The sequence below is a fragment of the Streptomyces aurantiacus genome, assembly GCF_001418335.1.
In the GTDB taxonomy this organism is placed as follows: domain Bacteria; phylum Actinomycetota; class Actinomycetes; order Streptomycetales; family Streptomycetaceae; genus Streptomyces; species Streptomyces aurantiacus.
Window position 1 is genome coordinate 1 of sequence record NZ_LIPP01000428.1, and the last position, 14,197, is coordinate 14,197.

The following is a 14,197-nucleotide window of genomic DNA, read 5'->3' on the forward strand; positions in this document are numbered from 1 at the left end:
CCTCCCCGTCCGGCAGCCCGATCCACAGGTCCGCGCCCAGCGGCCCGGCCATCTCCTCGGCGATCCACTCACCGATACCGCGGCCCGTCACGCGCCGCACCAGCTCACCGACCAGCCAGCCGTACGTCAGCGCGTGGTAGCCGTGGTCCGTGCCGGGCTCCCACACCGGGGCCTGGCGTGCGACCGCCTCGGCGCCGCGCAGCGGGTCCAGCGCCTCCTGCGGCGTCAGCGGCCGGTCCAGTACCGGCAGGCCGGCCCGGTGCGAGAGCACCTGCCGGACCAGCACCCGTTCCTTGCCCGTCGCCTTGAACTCCGGCCAGTACTTGCCCACCGGCGCGTCCAGGTCCAACAGGCCCCGCTGGTGGAGGAGGAGAAGTGCCGCCGCCGCGACGCCCTTGGTCGCCGAGCGCACGATCTGCGCGGTACCGGGCGCCCAGACATCCGTACCGTCGATGTCCTTCGTGCCCGCCCACAGGCCGACGACCTTCCGGCCGTCCCGGTACACGGTCACGGCCGCACCCCGTTCCCCGAGCGTCTCGAAGTTCCGTACGAACGCCGCCCTGACCGGCTCGAAGCCCTCGGCCACTGTGCCGTTCACATTCACCACGTCCGTACCCCTCACCGCTCACGCCGCGCCGCGCGCGTCACGCCCCCATTGTCACCGAGCGCGGATCGAAGCCGAACGGCAGTTCCAGGCGGTGTGCGCGCATCAGCTCGTCGTCCGCGAGCAGCTCGCCGGTCCTGCCGTCCGCCGCGATCACGCCCTCGCTGAGGATCAGGGCACGGGGGCACAGTTCGAGGGCGTACGGCAGGTCGTGCGTGACCATGAGCACGGTCACGTCCAACGAGCGCAGAATGTCGGCGAGTTCACGCCGCGACGCGGGGTCGAGGTTGGACGACGGCTCGTCCAGGACGAGGATCTCCGGCTCCATCGCCAGTACCGTCGCGACGGCCACCCGGCGCCGCTGGCCGTAGGAGAGATGGTGCGGCGGGCGGTCGGCGAAGGCCTCCATGCCCACCCGTTCCAGAGCCGTACGCACCCGCGCCTCCAGCTCAGGACCCTTCAGCCCGGCGGACGCGGGCCCGAAGGCCACGTCCTCCCGGACGCTCGGCATGAAGAGCTGGTCGTCCGGGTCCTGGAAGACGATGCCGACCTTCCGCCGGATCTCCGCCATGTGTTTCCTGCCGACGGGCAGCCCGGCGACCGTCACGGTCCCGGCGCCGCCGGTCAGGATGCCGTTGAGGTGGAGTACGAGGGTCGTCTTGCCGGCGCCGTTCGGACCGAGCAGGGCCACGCGCTCGCCTCGGGCGACGGCGAAGTCCACACCGAACAGGGCCTGATGGCCGTCGGGGTAGGCGAAGGCCAGCCCGGCCACTTCCAGCGACGGGGGCGGGGACGCGGAGGGAGACGAGGGTGCGGTCGCAGAGGTCACAGGGTCCATCCCAGCAGACAGACGACGAGCGCGGCGAACGGCAGGGCGAAGGCGTACGACCACTGCGCCCGCGACGCGGTCACCTCGTCGATGACCGGCATCGAACCGGTGTACCCCCGGCTGACCATGGCGAGGTGCACCCGCTCCCCGCGCTCGTAGGAGCGGATGAAGAGCGCGCCGGCGGACTTGGCGAGGACTCCCCAGGAGCGGACGCCACGGGCCTCGTAGCCGCGCGACTCCCGCGCGATCCGCATCCGCCGCATCTCGTCCGTGATGACGTCCCCGTACCGGATCATGAAGGACGCGATCTGTACGAGGAGGGGTGGCAGCCGTAGCCGCTGGAGACCCAGCAGGAGCTCGCGCAGTTCCGTCGTGGAGGCGAGCAGTACGGACGCGGCGACGCCGAGGGTGCCCTTGGCCAGCACGTTCCAGGCGCCCCACAGGCCGTTCACGCTCAAGGACAGGCCGAGTACGTCGACTCGTTCGCCCCGCGCCACGAACGGCATCAGTACGGCGAAGGCCACGAACGGCACCTCGATCAGCAGCCGCTTCAGCAGGAAGCCGGCCGGGACGCGGGCCGCGTACGCCACGCCCGCCAGCAGCAGTGCGTACAGCCCGAACGCCCACATCGCCTCGCGCGGCGTCGATACGACGACCAGTACGAAGGCGAAGACTGCGATGAGCTTGGTGTGCGGCGGCAGGGCGTGCACGGGCGAGTGCCCGTGCCGGTAGAGCTTGTGCGCGTGGCCTGCTCCCATATCAGGCAGACTCCCCGAGCTGAGACGACGAGGACGATGAGGCAGTTGCGGCCTCCGTCTCCGGCGTACGGCGCCTGCGTACCGTCCAGAAGACCCCCGTGCCCGCCACGATCGTGACGCCCACGCCGATCACACCCGCGAGGCCGCCGGACATCCGGCCGTCCGTGATGCCCTCCACGCCGTAGTCGGCGAGGGGGGAGTCGGCGGCCGAGTGGTCCTCGACCTTGGCGTCGATGCCCTTGTCGGAGGCGACCTTCTCCAGGCCGTCGGGGTTCGCGGAGGCGTAGAAGCTGACGAAGCCGGCGAGGACGAGGGAGGTGACGAGCCCCACCAGCCACACCGTGCGGTGGGAGCGCGCGGCGACCGGGACGGGTCCGGCGGCGGGCCTGGTGACGGGCTCGGCGGCCGGTGTGTCGACCAGTTCGCCGCCGACCCGCAGCTTCAGCGGCGTGGTCAGGCCGCGGGCCCCGTACACGAGGTCCGGCCGTACGGCGATGACGGCGCCGACCGTGAGGGCGGTGATCGCGGCCTCACCGATGCCGATGAGGACGTGGACGCCGACCATGGCGGTGAAGACCTGCCCGATCGGGACGTCCGTGGTGCCGCCGATCGCGTAGATCAGCGTGAAGGCCACGGCGGCGGCAGGGACGGAGATCACAGCGGCGACGAACGCCGAGACGGTAATGGATCGACGCTTACGGGGCAGGAGTTTCACCAGGCCGCGGAAGACGGCGTACGCCACGACCGTGGTGACGACCGCCATGTTCGTGATGTTCACGCCCAGCGCGGTGAGGCCGCCGTCCGCGAAGAGGATGCCCTGCATGAGGAGCACGACCGAGACGCACAGGACCCCGGTGAAGGGGCCCACGAGTATCGCGGCCAGCGCGCCTCCGAGCAGGTGTCCGCTGGTCCCGGCCGCGACCGGGAAGTTCAGCATCTGCACGGCGAAGATGAAGGCGGCGACCAGACCCGCGAGCGGGGCGGTGCGTTCGTCCAGTTCACGGCGGGCGCCGCGCAGGCTCACCGCGATGGCCGAGGCGGCCACGGCTCCGGCGGCGACGGAGACGGGGGCGTTGATGAATCCGTCGGGGACGTGCATGCAGGGCTCCGCTTCCGGGGGCAGGCCGACTGGGCTGGCTGGCTGGGCTGGCTGGGCAGGATCGGGCTGGCAAGGACCGTTAACCGTTTGATGATAGTGGCTTAATGCGAACAGTTTGCAAGAGCGAGGTGACCTCGAATAATCCGGTGACCCAGGAGCTCGTGTCGCGAAATGCGTGACATGGGAGGAGAATCAGCCCAAAGAGGGAGCTGTCGATGCCCGCCGTTGAGCAGTACGCGCGCGCCCACATCGTGACGGACGAGGCGCAGGATCCGCCCGCCGTGCCGGTGGCCCTTCGATACGACCCGGAGGCCGACCCACCCAGGGTGCACATCATGCTGCCGGGCCATCATGAGTGGGTGGTCGCCCGTGACCTGCTCGAACAGGGGCTACGGGCGCCGGCCGCCGCCGGTGACGTACGGATCTGGCCCTGCGGCCGGGTGCAGGCCGTCATGGAGTTCCACTCGGCGAAGGGTGTGGCGGTCGTGCAGTTCGACGCGAAGACCCTGATCCGCTTCCTGCGCCGGACGTACACGGCCACGCCGGTGTCCAGCTGACCCGGCCAACCCCCACTTACCCGACTGCCCGCCTTCAGCAGCGTGCCGCCGGCATCCTGCGGGTGGGCATCACCCGGCTCAGCTGCCCGCCTTCAGCAGCGCCGCCACGATCGGTCCTGCCGTCTCGCCGCCGTGGCCGCCCTGCTGGACCACGCCCGCCGCCGCCAGGTCGCCCTTCCACGCCGTGAACCAGCCGTTGGGCTTCTTCTGGCCGTCGACCTCGGCGGAACCGGTCTTGGCGCCGAAGTCCGGGCCGAGTCCCGCCATGGCCTCGGCCGCCGTACCGGCCGCTGCCGTGTACTGCAGGAGCTCCTTGAGCTGCGACTGGGTCGAGGCGGACAGGGAGCGGGACGCCTTCGCGAGCGTGCGGTTGTCGACGGTCGGGGAGACCAGGTAGGGCTGGTGGAACGTGCCTGTCTTCGCCGTGGCGACGACCGACGCCATGTTCAGCGGGTTCATCCGCACCCCGCCCTGGCCGATCAGCGAGGCCGCCATCTGGGCCTGCGACTGCACCGGCACCGAGCCGTCGAAGGTCGGTACCCCGATGGCCCAGTTGTCCATGCCGAGGCCGAACACCTGCTGGGCCTGCTTGGTCAGGTCGTCGTCGTCGAGATCCTTGGCCTGGCTGATGAAGGCCGTGTTGCAGGAGCGCGCGAAGCTCGCCTTGAACGTGCCGCCCTTGATCTCGAACTTGTCGTCGTTCTGGAACTTCCAGCCACCGTACGTCGAGTACTTGGGGCAGGGGTGCTCCTTGTTCGCCGACGCGAGCCCCTTGTCGATGAGCAGTGAGGCCGTGATGACCTTCATGGTCGAGCCGGGGGCCAGGGAGCCCTGGAACGCGGTGTTGAAGCCGTGCCCCGAGTTCGCGACGGCCAGGATCTCGCCGGTCGACGGCCGGATGATCACCGCGGACGCCTTGGACTTCGCGGCCACCTGCTCCTCGGCGGTCGCCTGAAGGTCCGGGCTGAGTGTCGTACGTACCGTGCCGGGCGTGCCCTTGCTCAGCTCCAGCAGCGTCTTGTCGGGGTTCTTGTCGGAGGCGGCCTTCTTGGCGGCGTCCTCGCTCTCCTTGCTCCCCTTCGTGCCCTTGGCGTCCTCGGAGCCGGCGCGGACCACCCGCAGCTCGACGCCCGCCTTGCCGCCGGCCTTCTTGCCGAACTTCTCGCGCAGGCCGTCGAGGACCGTCCCGAGGGAGGGGTACTTGGCGGTGGTCAGCTCGCCGCCGTCCCGGTCCAGGGCCTTGACCGGGGGCGTCCCCGCCTCGCCGGTGACCAGCTTGTCGCCGTCCTCCAGGTCCGGGTGCACGACCGCGGAGTGCCAGTCGACCAGCGGTTTCCCGTCCTTGGCGCGGCGTACGACGGTGAGTTCGGACTCGTACGCGAGGGGTTCGGTCAGGGTCTTGTAGGTGACCGTGCCCTTGACGGAGAACGGCACGGCGTCGCCGGAGCGCTTCTTGGCGGTGAGCGTCACGTCCTTGACGTACGCCTCCTTGCCGTACCCGGTGAGCAGGGGGGCCGCGCCCGAGGCGTCGTTCGTCACGGACGCGGCCGTCTTGACGTCGCCGCTCTGCCAGGCCGTGAGGAACGCGGTGGCCGTCGACTTCACCTCGGCCGCCGACAAGGGCCCGCTCTTCACGGACTTCTTGGCGGGGCTCGCGTCGGCCGCGGCTCCGCCGCCGAACAGCGCGTAGCCGCCCAGCCCCGCACCGCCGACGACAACGGCGATCAGCCCGCCGATGACGGCGGGCTTCGTCCTGCCGCGCTCAGGTGCGCGCCTTCTGTTCCCCACGGCTTCCGTTCCTTCGCTGCTTCCCCGGTGCCCTCAACGATTCTCGACGAGAACGAGCGTCTCGACGAGGACAAGAGTCTCTACGAGAACGAGAGCCACCACCCTAGGGTCCCGCCCTGTGAGGGTGAGTTCAGCCGCCCGTCCGTAGCACGTCTGCGACAATCGGGCCCGCCGCGTCCCCTCCGTGACCGCCCGCCTCCGTCATGGCCGCGGCCGCGATGTCGCCCCGGAAACCGGTGAACCAGCTGTTGGACTTCTCCTGGCCGTCGACATCGGCGGAGCCGGTCTTGGCGCCCATGTCCCCGCCGAGCCCGGCCATGGCCTCCGTCGCGGTGCCGCCGGTCGCGGTGAGCCGCATCATCTGCTTCAGCTGGGCGGCGGTGCCGCTCGGCAGGCCGTCGGCGGTGGCCAGCTGCCGGTCGTCGAGCTTCGGCGACACGAGGTAGGGCTGGCGGAACGTGCCCGTGATGGCGGTCGCCGTGACCGACGCCATGTTCAGCGGGTTCATCTGGACCTCGCCCTGGCCGATCGCGTTGGCCGCGCGGTTGGGGCCGCCGGACGCGGGGACGCTGCCGTCGAAGGAGACGATGCCCGTCTTCCAGTCCTTGCCCAGACCGAACCGCTCCTGGGCCTCGGTGGTGAGCGACTCGTCCGTGAGCGGCTTCTCGTCGGAGCCGTCGATGAGCTTGATGAACGCCGTGTTGCACGAGCGCATGAAGCTGTTGGCGAGCGTGGCGCCCTCGTTGGGCGCCATGCCCTTGAGGTTGTTGAACTCCTGGCTCTGCCAGACGGCGGTCGGCGGGCAGGGCGCCGGGCTGTTCATCGCGGTCACGCCGTTGTCGATGAACATCGCCGCGGTGATGATCTTCATCGTGGAGCCGGGTGCGACCTTGCCCTGGAACGCCGCGTTGAACCCGTCCTCGCGGTGGTTCGCGAGCGCCAGCACCTCACCGGTGCTCGGCTTCACGGCGACCACCGAGGACTCGGCGTACCGCGTGACCGCCTTCTCCGCGGCGGCCTGCGCGCCCGCGCTGATGGTCGTACGGAGCTTGCCCGCCTCGCCCTCGGCGAGGGTCACCAGCGGGCTGTCTCCCGCGCTCTCGCTCGCGTGGCGGATGGCGAGCTCGACACCGGGCGTGCCGCCCGCCTTGTCGCCGTAGCGGTCGCGGAGAGTGTCGAGGACGGGACCGAGTGACGGGTACTTCTTCTTGCTGAGAACGGCGCCGTCGCGGTCCACCGCGTCGATGGGCGGGCTCGCGGCCTCGCCCGTGACCAGTGTGTCGCCGGCCTTGAGGTCCGGGTGCAGGACGGACGGCTGCCAGTCGACCAGCGCCTTGCCCGTGGTCTTGCCCCGCACGATGTTCAACTCGCTGTCGTAGGCGAGGGGCTTGCTCTTCCCCTCGTACGACACCGTCGCCGAGACCGAGTAGGGGACGGTGGTTCCCGTCGTCGTACCGGGTGTGACCTTCACCTTCGTGATGTGCGCCGGGCCGGCGTAGGCGGCCAGCAGGGGTTCGGCGAAGTTCGCGTTGTCGGTGAGCGCCGCGGCCTCGGTCGCCTCGCCCTTCTCCCAGGCGGCGAAGAACTTCTCCGAGGTCTCCCGGACCTCGTCGTTCGACGGCGGCCCGGTCTTCGCCGCACCGTCCCCCGAGCCCCCGTCCCCGCTGACCGCGCTCACCACGTTGTACGCGCCGTACCCGGCGCCCCCCACCAACACAGCGAACACTCCGCCGACAAGGGCGGCCTTGGCCCCGTTGCGCATCGCGCTTTCCCCTCCCCATGAACCGTTTCCCGCGAACCGTTCCCGTGAACTGCTCCGAAGGCGTTCTGAACACGTTCTGAACACGTTCAGAATGGTGTCCCTCTGTCGCACTGTAGGCGGGGGGAGTGACGGGTGGGGGTGGTGTTCCCCGATCGTTAGGCGACGCAGGCCTCGGCGATCGACAGGCTGTTCTCGTACAAATGGTGCCGGGTGATGCGGCCGTCCTCGACCGTGAGGCGCAGCGCGAACGGTCCCTCGAACGACTTTCCCGTCGCCCGTACGGTCCCCGAGAGGTGCCCCGTCAGGACGGCGTCGGTGCCGTCCACGAGGAAGGCGTCGACGGAGGCCCGGGCGCCCTCGGGAACGGTGTGTTCCATCAGTTCCGTGAACTGCGCGGCGCATTCGACCGCGGTGGATCGCGGGCGGATCCACGGGACGACGGGGTTCTCGGCGAGGAGCCAGTCGACGTCGTCGGCGAAGAGCTCGACGAGCCGCCCGGTGTCCCCGGCCGCCCTGGCGGCGAGAAACTCCCGCACGACGGCCCGGGTGGCCTCGGCGACCGAACTCGTCTCGGTGACCTCGGACTTGACGGACATGGCGATCTCCTCGCTGCCGTGGCCGGACCTCGGCGAGGGTTCCCACCGACGCGCCCGACTCTACCGGGGCGGCAGGGGAGAACGGTCGATGGCTGCGGGGCCGTCGGCCCCCTACTCGGCGGCCAACGCCCCAGCTAGACCCACGTATCCAGCCACATCCGCGACCGCCACGAGTCGACCGGGATCGCCTGGCCCGTGTAGATCGGCCAGAAATAGATGAAGTTCCAGGCGATCAGGAGGACCAGGACGCCCGCCGTGGCCGCGCCCATCACTCGGCGGCGTTCCGTGGAGCCGGGTGGGCCGAGGACGGCGCCGATCATCATGGCCACCGCCAGGCACAGGAAGGGGAGGAAGACGACCGCGTAGAAGAAGAAGATCGTGCGTTCCTGGTAGAGGAACCACGGGAGGTAGCCGGCCGCGATGCCGCAGACGATCGCGCCCGCGCGCCAGTCCCTGCGGAAGAGCCAGCGCCACAGGACGTAGAGGACCGCGAACGCCGCAGCCCACCACAGGAGCGGCGTGCCCAGGGCCAGGACCTCGCGGGCGCACTTGCCGCCCGCGTCCGTCGGGCAGCCGTCCTTGCCGGGCAGCGGGGACTCGTAGAAGTACGAGACCGGGCGGCCGGTGACGATCCAGCTCCACGGGTTCGACTGGTACGGGTGCGGGGAGTGCAGGCCGACATGGAAGTCGTACACCTGCGTCTCGTAGTGCCACAGGCTGCGCCACCAGTCGGGGAACAGCCAGGACCATTCGCTGGTGCGGCCGTTGGCCGTGGCCCAGTTGCGGTAGTAGCCGCCCTTGCCGTCGGTGGCGGACCGGAACCAGCCGATCCACGACACGAGGTACGTGGCGACCGCCACCGGCACGGTGGACAGGAAGGCCCAGCCCACGTCGTGCTTGAGGACCGCCAGATAGGGGCGCCGCGCTCCCGCCACCCGCCGCGAGCCGACGTCCCACACCACCGTCATCAGGCCGAACGCGACGAGGATGTAGAGCCCGTTCCACTTGGTGCCGAGGGCGAGACCGAGCATCAGCCCGGCCGCCAGGCGCCAGGGGCGCAGGCCCAGGCGCGTGTTCCGCGCGACCTCCGCGTCCGGGCGTACGATCCCGTCGTCGTCCTCCGGAAGCGCGGCGGCCAGCCGTTCGCGGACCTTGTCGCGGTCGATGACCAGGCAGCCGAAGGCGGCCAGGACGAAGAACATCAGCACCTGGTCGAGCAGCGCGGTGCGGCTCATCACGAAGTGCAGGCCGTCCACGGCCATCAGCGCGCCCGCCAGGCACCCCAGGAACGTCGAGCGGAACAGGCGCCGGCCGATCCGGCACAGCATCAGCACCGACAGCGTGCCGAGCACGGCCGTCATGAACCGCCAGCCGAACGGCGTGAACCCGAACATCCACTCGCCGAGCCCGATGACGTACTTGCCGACCGGCGGATGGACCACGTAGGCGGCGTCCGACGGGATCTTGACGTCCCCGCCGCTCTGCAGGATCAGGTCGTTGGCGTTCTTCGCCCAGTTGACCTCGTACCCGCGGTGAATGAGGGCCCAGGCGTCCTTGGCGTAGTACGTCTCGTCGAATATCACCGCCTTCGGGCTGCCCAGGTGCCAGAACCGCGTCAGGCCCGCCAGCAGCGTGATGAGCAGCGGGCCGCCCCACGCAGACCAGCGCACGACGCGCGCGGCGGCCCCCGGGCGGAGCCCGATCGCCGCCCACAGACGTGGGCTCGGCTCGGTGTACGCGGGCACGAGGCGGTCGCGGACGTCGTCTGCGGGGCCGGCCGCGTAGCCGAACCTGCGCAGTCGCTGCTGCCACGACGGCCGCTGCTCTTCGACGCCCTGTCCCTGCCGGGTGTCCGTGGAGGACGCGGTACTTGTCACCGCGCCATCGTAGGGAACAGGGCTGTGTGAGTCCCGCGGCCGCCCCTGCGAGGATGGAACCGTGACAGGAACCGACGGCACCGTGGCAGGAACCCTTGTACTCGCAGGCACCCCCATCGGGGACATTGCGGACGCGCCGCCCCGGCTCGCGGCGGAGTTGGCGGGGGCCGACGTCATCGCCGCCGAGGACACCCGGCGGCTGCGGCGGCTGACCCAGGGCCTCGACGTACAGCCGTCCGGGCGGGTCGTGTCGTACTTCGAGGGCAACGAGTCGGCGCGTACGCCCGAACTGGTCGAGGCGCTGGTGGGCGGCGCGCGCGTGCTGCTCGTGACGGACGCCGGCATGCCGTCCGTGTCCGACCCCGGCTACCGGCTGGTGGCCGCCGCCGTGGAGAAGGGCATCAAGGTCACGGCCGTTCCCGGCCCTTCCGCCGTGCTCACCGCGCTCGCGCTGTCCGGGCTGCCCGTCGACCGGTTCTGCTTCGAGGGGTTCCTGCCGCGCAAGGCCGGCGAACGCCTGTCGCGACTGCGGGACGTCGAGGGCGAGCGGCGCACCCTCGTGTACTTCGAGGCACCGCACCGGCTCGACGACACGCTCGCCGCGATGGCCGAGGTGTTCGGCGCCGAACGCCGGGCCGCCGTCTGCCGCGAGCTGACCAAGACGTACGAGGAGATCAAGCGCGGGCCCCTCGGGGAACTCGCCGCCTGGGCCGCCGAAGGGGTGCGGGGGGAGATCACCGTCGTCGTGGAGGGTGCCCCGGAGCGCACCGAATCGCTCGACGCCGACGAACTGGTGCGCAGGGTGCTGGTGCGCGAGGAGGCGGGGGAGCGGCGCAAGGAGGCGATCGCCGCCGTCGCCGCCGACGCGGGACTGCCCAAGCGGGAGGTCTTCGACGCGGTCGTCGCGGCGAAGAACGCCGCGCGCACGAGCGCGGGCTGAAAGGGCGCGATGAGGGGGCGCACGATGCCATGAGGGAGCGCACGGGCCCCATGCGCGGGCAAAGGACCGCCGGGAAAAGCAAAGCTCGGACCGGGTCCTGAGGGCCGTCCGACAAGGAACGGCCAAGACGGCTCCAACACTCGACAGGTCTGGTGCGTATCGGCCCGTGGAGGCGTCCACTGATAGAGGACGCACCCGTCCTCGTCCAGCGGACAAGAGGAGCTGGCATGAGTGAGATCGCAGGGCAGACCGGTCGAATCACCGGCGGACCCGGCCCCGGACCCGTACCCGTACACCGCACCGCGGCGACCGACACGGTCCACGAGGCATATTCCTTCGCCTGCATGCGCTGTGGGCACGGCTGGGAGCAGTCGTACGAGATAGAGCACCACCTCGACGCGGAGGGCACCGCGTTCGTGACGTACGTGGCCGACGGCCGGGTCGTGCCGTCACCGCTGAGCCGGCCCGGCTGCGTGAACTGCGACGGCCACGTCGTACGGATCATGCGCGCCGGCCAGGTCTCCTCGGTGCAGAACTCGATGCGCCGCCAGACGTCGGCGTCCGCGTCCGCGTCCGCGCCAGTACGGCAGCGGAAGTCCGCCGAGTCCGCGGAGCCGGCCGAGTCCGCCGAGGGCATCGCGGCGGTGGGGACCGCGGCGGGGCCCGAGGCCGGCCACCACTGGCACCTGTCCGACCTGCTGCACCCGTTCCACCACCGCAAGGCGGGCTGACTCCCGGGCGCCGCGGGACCCGGCGTTCCCCTCCCGTACCGCCCCCTTCGTAGGATCGGGGCATGCCTTCCAACGCCGAAGCCCCGCCGCTGCCGGACCCCCTCCGGGTGCCGGTGGCCGACTCGCACACCCATCTCGACATGCAGTCCGGCACGGTCGACGAGGGCCTCGCCAAGGCCGCCTCGGTCGGCGTGACGACGGTCGTGCAGGTGGGCTGCGATGTGCGGGGCTCACGCTGGGCGGCCGAGACGGCCGCCGCGTACGACGCCGTCCACGCGACCGTCGCGCTCCACCCGAACGAGGCACCGCGCCTCGTCCATGGGGACCCCGACGGCTGGTCCCGGCAGGGCGCCCGGGAGGCCGGTGGCGACACCGCGCTGGACGAGGCGCTCGCCGAGATCGACCGGCTCGCCGCACTTCCCCAGGTCAAGGGCGTCGGCGAGACCGGCCTCGACCACTTCCGCACCGGTCCCGAGGGCGTGGCCGCCCAGGAACGGTCCTTCCGCGCCCACATCGAGATCGCCAAACGGCACGGCAAGGCGCTGGTCATCCACGACCGGGACGCCCACACCGACGTGCTGCGGATCCTGAAGGAAGAGGGCGCGCCCGAGCGGACCGTCTTCCACTGCTACTCCGGTGACGCGGCGATGGCGGAGGTGTGCGCCCGCGCCGGCTACTACATGTCGTTCGCCGGGAACATGACCTTCAAGAACGCTCAGCCGCTGCGTGACGCCCTCGCCGTGGCGCCGCTCGAACTCGTCCTGGTCGAGACCGACGCGCCCTTCCTGACCCCCGTGCCGTACCGCGGACGGCCCAACGCCCCGTATCTCATTCCGGTCACGGTCCGCGCCATGGCCGCCGTACGGGGTCTGGACGAGGACGTGCTGGCGGCGGCCGTCTCGGCGAACACTGCCCGCGCGTTCGATTACTGAGCCGTAACGGACAGCGCGCTCCCGAGGACCGGCCGGGGGCGCTTCGCGACACCGCGTAGTCGTGCTGCTTTGGAGAGTGACGAACGCTCCGCTAGGTTCTGTCCGCCCACCCGCCTCCATCCCCCACCGGCCTTCTGGAGCGTGTCGTCGTGAGCAGTTCGCAGTACGAGACGTATGGCCCGGCCTACCCGACGACATATGAGAACCCCGAGCCGTACGGATACGGATACGAGCACGGATACGAGCACCGGTACGGGTACGAGCACCGGTACGGGTACGAGCACCGGTACGGGTACGAGTACGGATACCCGGACACGTACCGGCCCGCGTACGAGCACCCCGGCAACGAGCCCTGGCCTCCCGGCGCGCCGACGCTCCCACGGCAGGCGGTGCCCCTCACCACACCCGTCACCACACCCCTCACCGAACCGCTCACCACACCCCTTGTCACGCCCACCGAACCGCCCAGCCCCGGTGGACGTGCCGAAGCCCGGCGGGCCGCCCGGCGCCGCCGGAGCGCGGAGCGGCCCGACGTGCGGAAACTGCTGCCGCAGGCGCTGGTCGTGGCGTTCCTCGCGGGCGGCACCTCCGCGTTCGTCGCCGAGGACAAGGCGATCGAGCTGACCGTCGACGGCAAGCCGCGCACCCTGCACACCTTCGCGGACGACGTGAGCGAACTGCTCGCCGACGAAGGGGTCCGGGTCGGCGCCCACGACATGGTGGCCCCCGGCCCCGGAACCGCCCTGTCCAGCGGTGAGGAGATCGACGTGCGGTACGGGCGGCCCGTGCGGCTCACCCTCGACGGACAGCGCAGCCATGTCTGGACGACGGCGCACACCGTGGACGAGGCGCTGCGGGAGTTCGGGGTGCGCGCGGAGGGCGCGTACGTGTCGGCGCCGCGCGCCCGGCAGATCGGGCGGGCGGGGCTCGCGCTCGACGTCCGTACGGAGCGGACCGTGACGGTCATGGCCGACGGGCGGGCCCGGACGGTCCGCACGAACGCGGCGACGGTCCGCGAGGCCGTGGACGAGGCCGGGGTCACGCTGCACGGGCAGGACACCACGTCCGTGCCGCCCGAGAGCTTCCCGCGCGACGGGCAGACCGTGACGGTCATGCGGATCACCGGCATGAAGGAGGTCCGCGAGGAGTCGATCCCCTTCGAGGTGCGGCGGACGGACGACCCGGAGCTGTTCCGGGGCACCGAGGTCGTGGAGCGGGCGGGACAGCCCGGGCTGCGGCGCGTCACCTACGCCCTGCGGACGGTCAACGGCGTCCAGCAGAAGCCGCGCAGGCTGAAGTCCGAGGTGGTGCACGAGCCGCGCGCGCAGGTGGTGAAGGTGGGCACGAAGCCGCTCCCCATGTCCGTGCAGGGCGCCGACCACCTGAACTGGCAGGGGCTCGCCCAGTGCGAGTCCGGCGGTCGGCCGGGGGCGGTCGATCCGTCGGGCACGTACGGAGGGCTCTACCAGTTCGACACCCGGACCTGGCAGAGCCTCGGCGGGTCGGGGCGACCGCAGGAGGCGTCGGCGGCCGAGCAGACGTTCCGGGCGAAGAAGCTTTATGTGCGGCGGGGGACGAGTCCGTGGCCGCACTGTGGTGGGCGGCTGCGCGGGTGAGTTTTGCCGGCCGGTTTTTGGCTGCGGGTGCGTGGGGGCTTGTCGCGCAGTTCCCCGCGCCCCCCTGCGGGGCTTTGGCCGGTTTGTTGTCTGCGGGTGCGTGGGGGC

13 protein-coding genes are annotated in these 14,197 nt (G+C 71.1%); 5 read left to right on the plus strand and 8 right to left on the minus strand.

Features of this window, described 5'->3' with window-relative positions:
- The 4 genes from AOK01_RS37720 to AOK01_RS37735 form a co-directional block, all read right to left on the minus strand.
- A partial coding sequence (locus AOK01_RS37720; protein WP_157871655.1) for a serine hydrolase domain-containing protein occupies nucleotides 1–604 on the minus strand: 604 nt, incomplete at its 3' end.
- A gap of 40 nt (nucleotides 605–644) precedes the next feature.
- Complete coding sequence (locus tag AOK01_RS37725) at nucleotides 645–1,442, minus strand: energy-coupling factor ABC transporter ATP-binding protein (protein WP_055519777.1); 798 nt, start codon at nucleotides 1,440–1,442, stop codon at nucleotides 645–647.
- Nucleotides 1,430–2,191 (minus strand): cobalt ECF transporter T component CbiQ, encoded by a 762-nt coding sequence (cbiQ, locus tag AOK01_RS37730; protein ID WP_055519779.1) that lies wholly within the window; start codon nucleotides 2,189–2,191, stop codon nucleotides 1,430–1,432. Before cbiQ ends, AOK01_RS37725 begins: the two co-directional genes overlap by 13 nt.
- Nucleotide 2,192: 1 nt before the next feature.
- On the minus strand, nucleotides 2,193–3,290 hold the full coding sequence (locus AOK01_RS37735) for an energy-coupling factor ABC transporter permease (protein ID WP_055519781.1): 1,098 nt from the start codon (nucleotides 3,288–3,290) through the stop codon (nucleotides 2,193–2,195).
- 215 nt (nucleotides 3,291–3,505) lie between these two features.
- Here AOK01_RS37735 and AOK01_RS37740 point away from each other — a divergent pair, with 215 nt between their 5' ends.
- On the plus strand, nucleotides 3,506–3,847 hold the full coding sequence (locus AOK01_RS37740; RefSeq protein WP_055519783.1) for an SsgA family sporulation/cell division regulator: 342 nt from the start codon (nucleotides 3,506–3,508) through the stop codon (nucleotides 3,845–3,847).
- A gap of 78 nt (nucleotides 3,848–3,925) precedes the next feature.
- Here AOK01_RS37740 and AOK01_RS37745 read toward each other — a convergent pair whose 3' ends face one another.
- The 4 genes from AOK01_RS37745 to AOK01_RS37760 form a co-directional block, all read right to left on the minus strand.
- Nucleotides 3,926–5,635, minus strand: a complete 1,710-nt coding sequence (locus AOK01_RS37745) for a penicillin-binding transpeptidase domain-containing protein (RefSeq protein WP_055519786.1) — start codon at nucleotides 5,633–5,635, stop codon at nucleotides 3,926–3,928.
- Nucleotides 5,636–5,765: 130 nt separating this feature from the next.
- Nucleotides 5,766–7,397, minus strand: coding sequence for a penicillin-binding transpeptidase domain-containing protein (locus AOK01_RS37750; RefSeq protein ID WP_055519789.1), 1,632 nt, complete (start codon nucleotides 7,395–7,397; stop codon nucleotides 5,766–5,768).
- Between the two features lie 155 nt (nucleotides 7,398–7,552).
- Nucleotides 7,553–7,993, minus strand: a complete 441-nt coding sequence (locus tag AOK01_RS37755; RefSeq protein ID WP_055519791.1) for a nuclear transport factor 2 family protein — start codon at nucleotides 7,991–7,993, stop codon at nucleotides 7,553–7,555.
- A 134-nt stretch (nucleotides 7,994–8,127) separates the two neighbouring features.
- Nucleotides 8,128–9,870, minus strand: a complete 1,743-nt coding sequence (locus AOK01_RS37760; protein WP_055519794.1) for a dolichyl-phosphate-mannose--protein mannosyltransferase — start codon at nucleotides 9,868–9,870, stop codon at nucleotides 8,128–8,130.
- Between the two features lie 82 nt (nucleotides 9,871–9,952).
- Between AOK01_RS37760 and rsmI the strand changes: the two genes are divergently transcribed.
- The 4 genes from rsmI (at nucleotide 9,953) to AOK01_RS37780 (ending at nucleotide 14,089) form a co-directional block, all read left to right on the plus strand.
- The gene (gene rsmI, locus AOK01_RS37765; protein WP_055519802.1) at nucleotides 9,953–10,810 is read left to right on the plus strand and encodes a 16S rRNA (cytidine(1402)-2'-O)-methyltransferase; all 858 of its coding nucleotides are present in this window, start codon (nucleotides 9,953–9,955) and stop codon (nucleotides 10,808–10,810) included.
- 227 nt (nucleotides 10,811–11,037) lie between these two features.
- Nucleotides 11,038–11,541 carry a hypothetical protein gene (locus AOK01_RS37770; protein WP_055519796.1) on the plus strand — a complete coding sequence of 168 codons (504 nt, stop codon included), beginning with the start codon at nucleotides 11,038–11,040 and terminating at the stop codon, nucleotides 11,539–11,541.
- Nucleotides 11,542–11,603: 62 nt separating this feature from the next.
- Nucleotides 11,604–12,473, plus strand: coding sequence for a TatD family hydrolase (locus AOK01_RS37775; protein WP_055519798.1), 870 nt, complete (start codon nucleotides 11,604–11,606; stop codon nucleotides 12,471–12,473).
- A gap of 149 nt (nucleotides 12,474–12,622) precedes the next feature.
- On the plus strand, nucleotides 12,623–14,089 hold the full coding sequence (locus tag AOK01_RS37780; protein ID WP_055519800.1) for a ubiquitin-like domain-containing protein: 1,467 nt from the start codon (nucleotides 12,623–12,625) through the stop codon (nucleotides 14,087–14,089).
- The last annotated feature ends 108 nt before the right edge of the window (nucleotides 14,090–14,197 follow it).

Bases quoted from the DNA above. Each gene is read 5' to 3' on its own strand.
- cbiQ (WP_055519779.1), bottom strand. From the start codon at position 2,191: ATGGGAGCAGGCCACGCGCACAAGCTCTACCGGCACGGGCACTCGCCC.
- AOK01_RS37740 (WP_055519783.1), top strand. From the start codon at position 3,506: ATGCCCGCCGTTGAGCAGTACGCGCGCGCCCACATCGTGACGGACGAG.
- AOK01_RS37725 (WP_055519777.1), bottom strand. From the start codon at position 1,442: ATGGACCCTGTGACCTCTGCGACCGCACCCTCGTCTCCCTCCGCGTCC.
- AOK01_RS37775 (WP_055519798.1), top strand. From the start codon at position 11,604: ATGCCTTCCAACGCCGAAGCCCCGCCGCTGCCGGACCCCCTCCGGGTG.
- AOK01_RS37755 (WP_055519791.1), bottom strand. From the start codon at position 7,993: ATGTCCGTCAAGTCCGAGGTCACCGAGACGAGTTCGGTCGCCGAGGCC.
- AOK01_RS37735 (WP_055519781.1), bottom strand. From the start codon at position 3,290: ATGCACGTCCCCGACGGATTCATCAACGCCCCCGTCTCCGTCGCCGCC.
- AOK01_RS37750 (WP_055519789.1), bottom strand. From the start codon at position 7,397: ATGCGCAACGGGGCCAAGGCCGCCCTTGTCGGCGGAGTGTTCGCTGTG.
- AOK01_RS37770 (WP_055519796.1), top strand. From the start codon at position 11,038: ATGAGTGAGATCGCAGGGCAGACCGGTCGAATCACCGGCGGACCCGGC.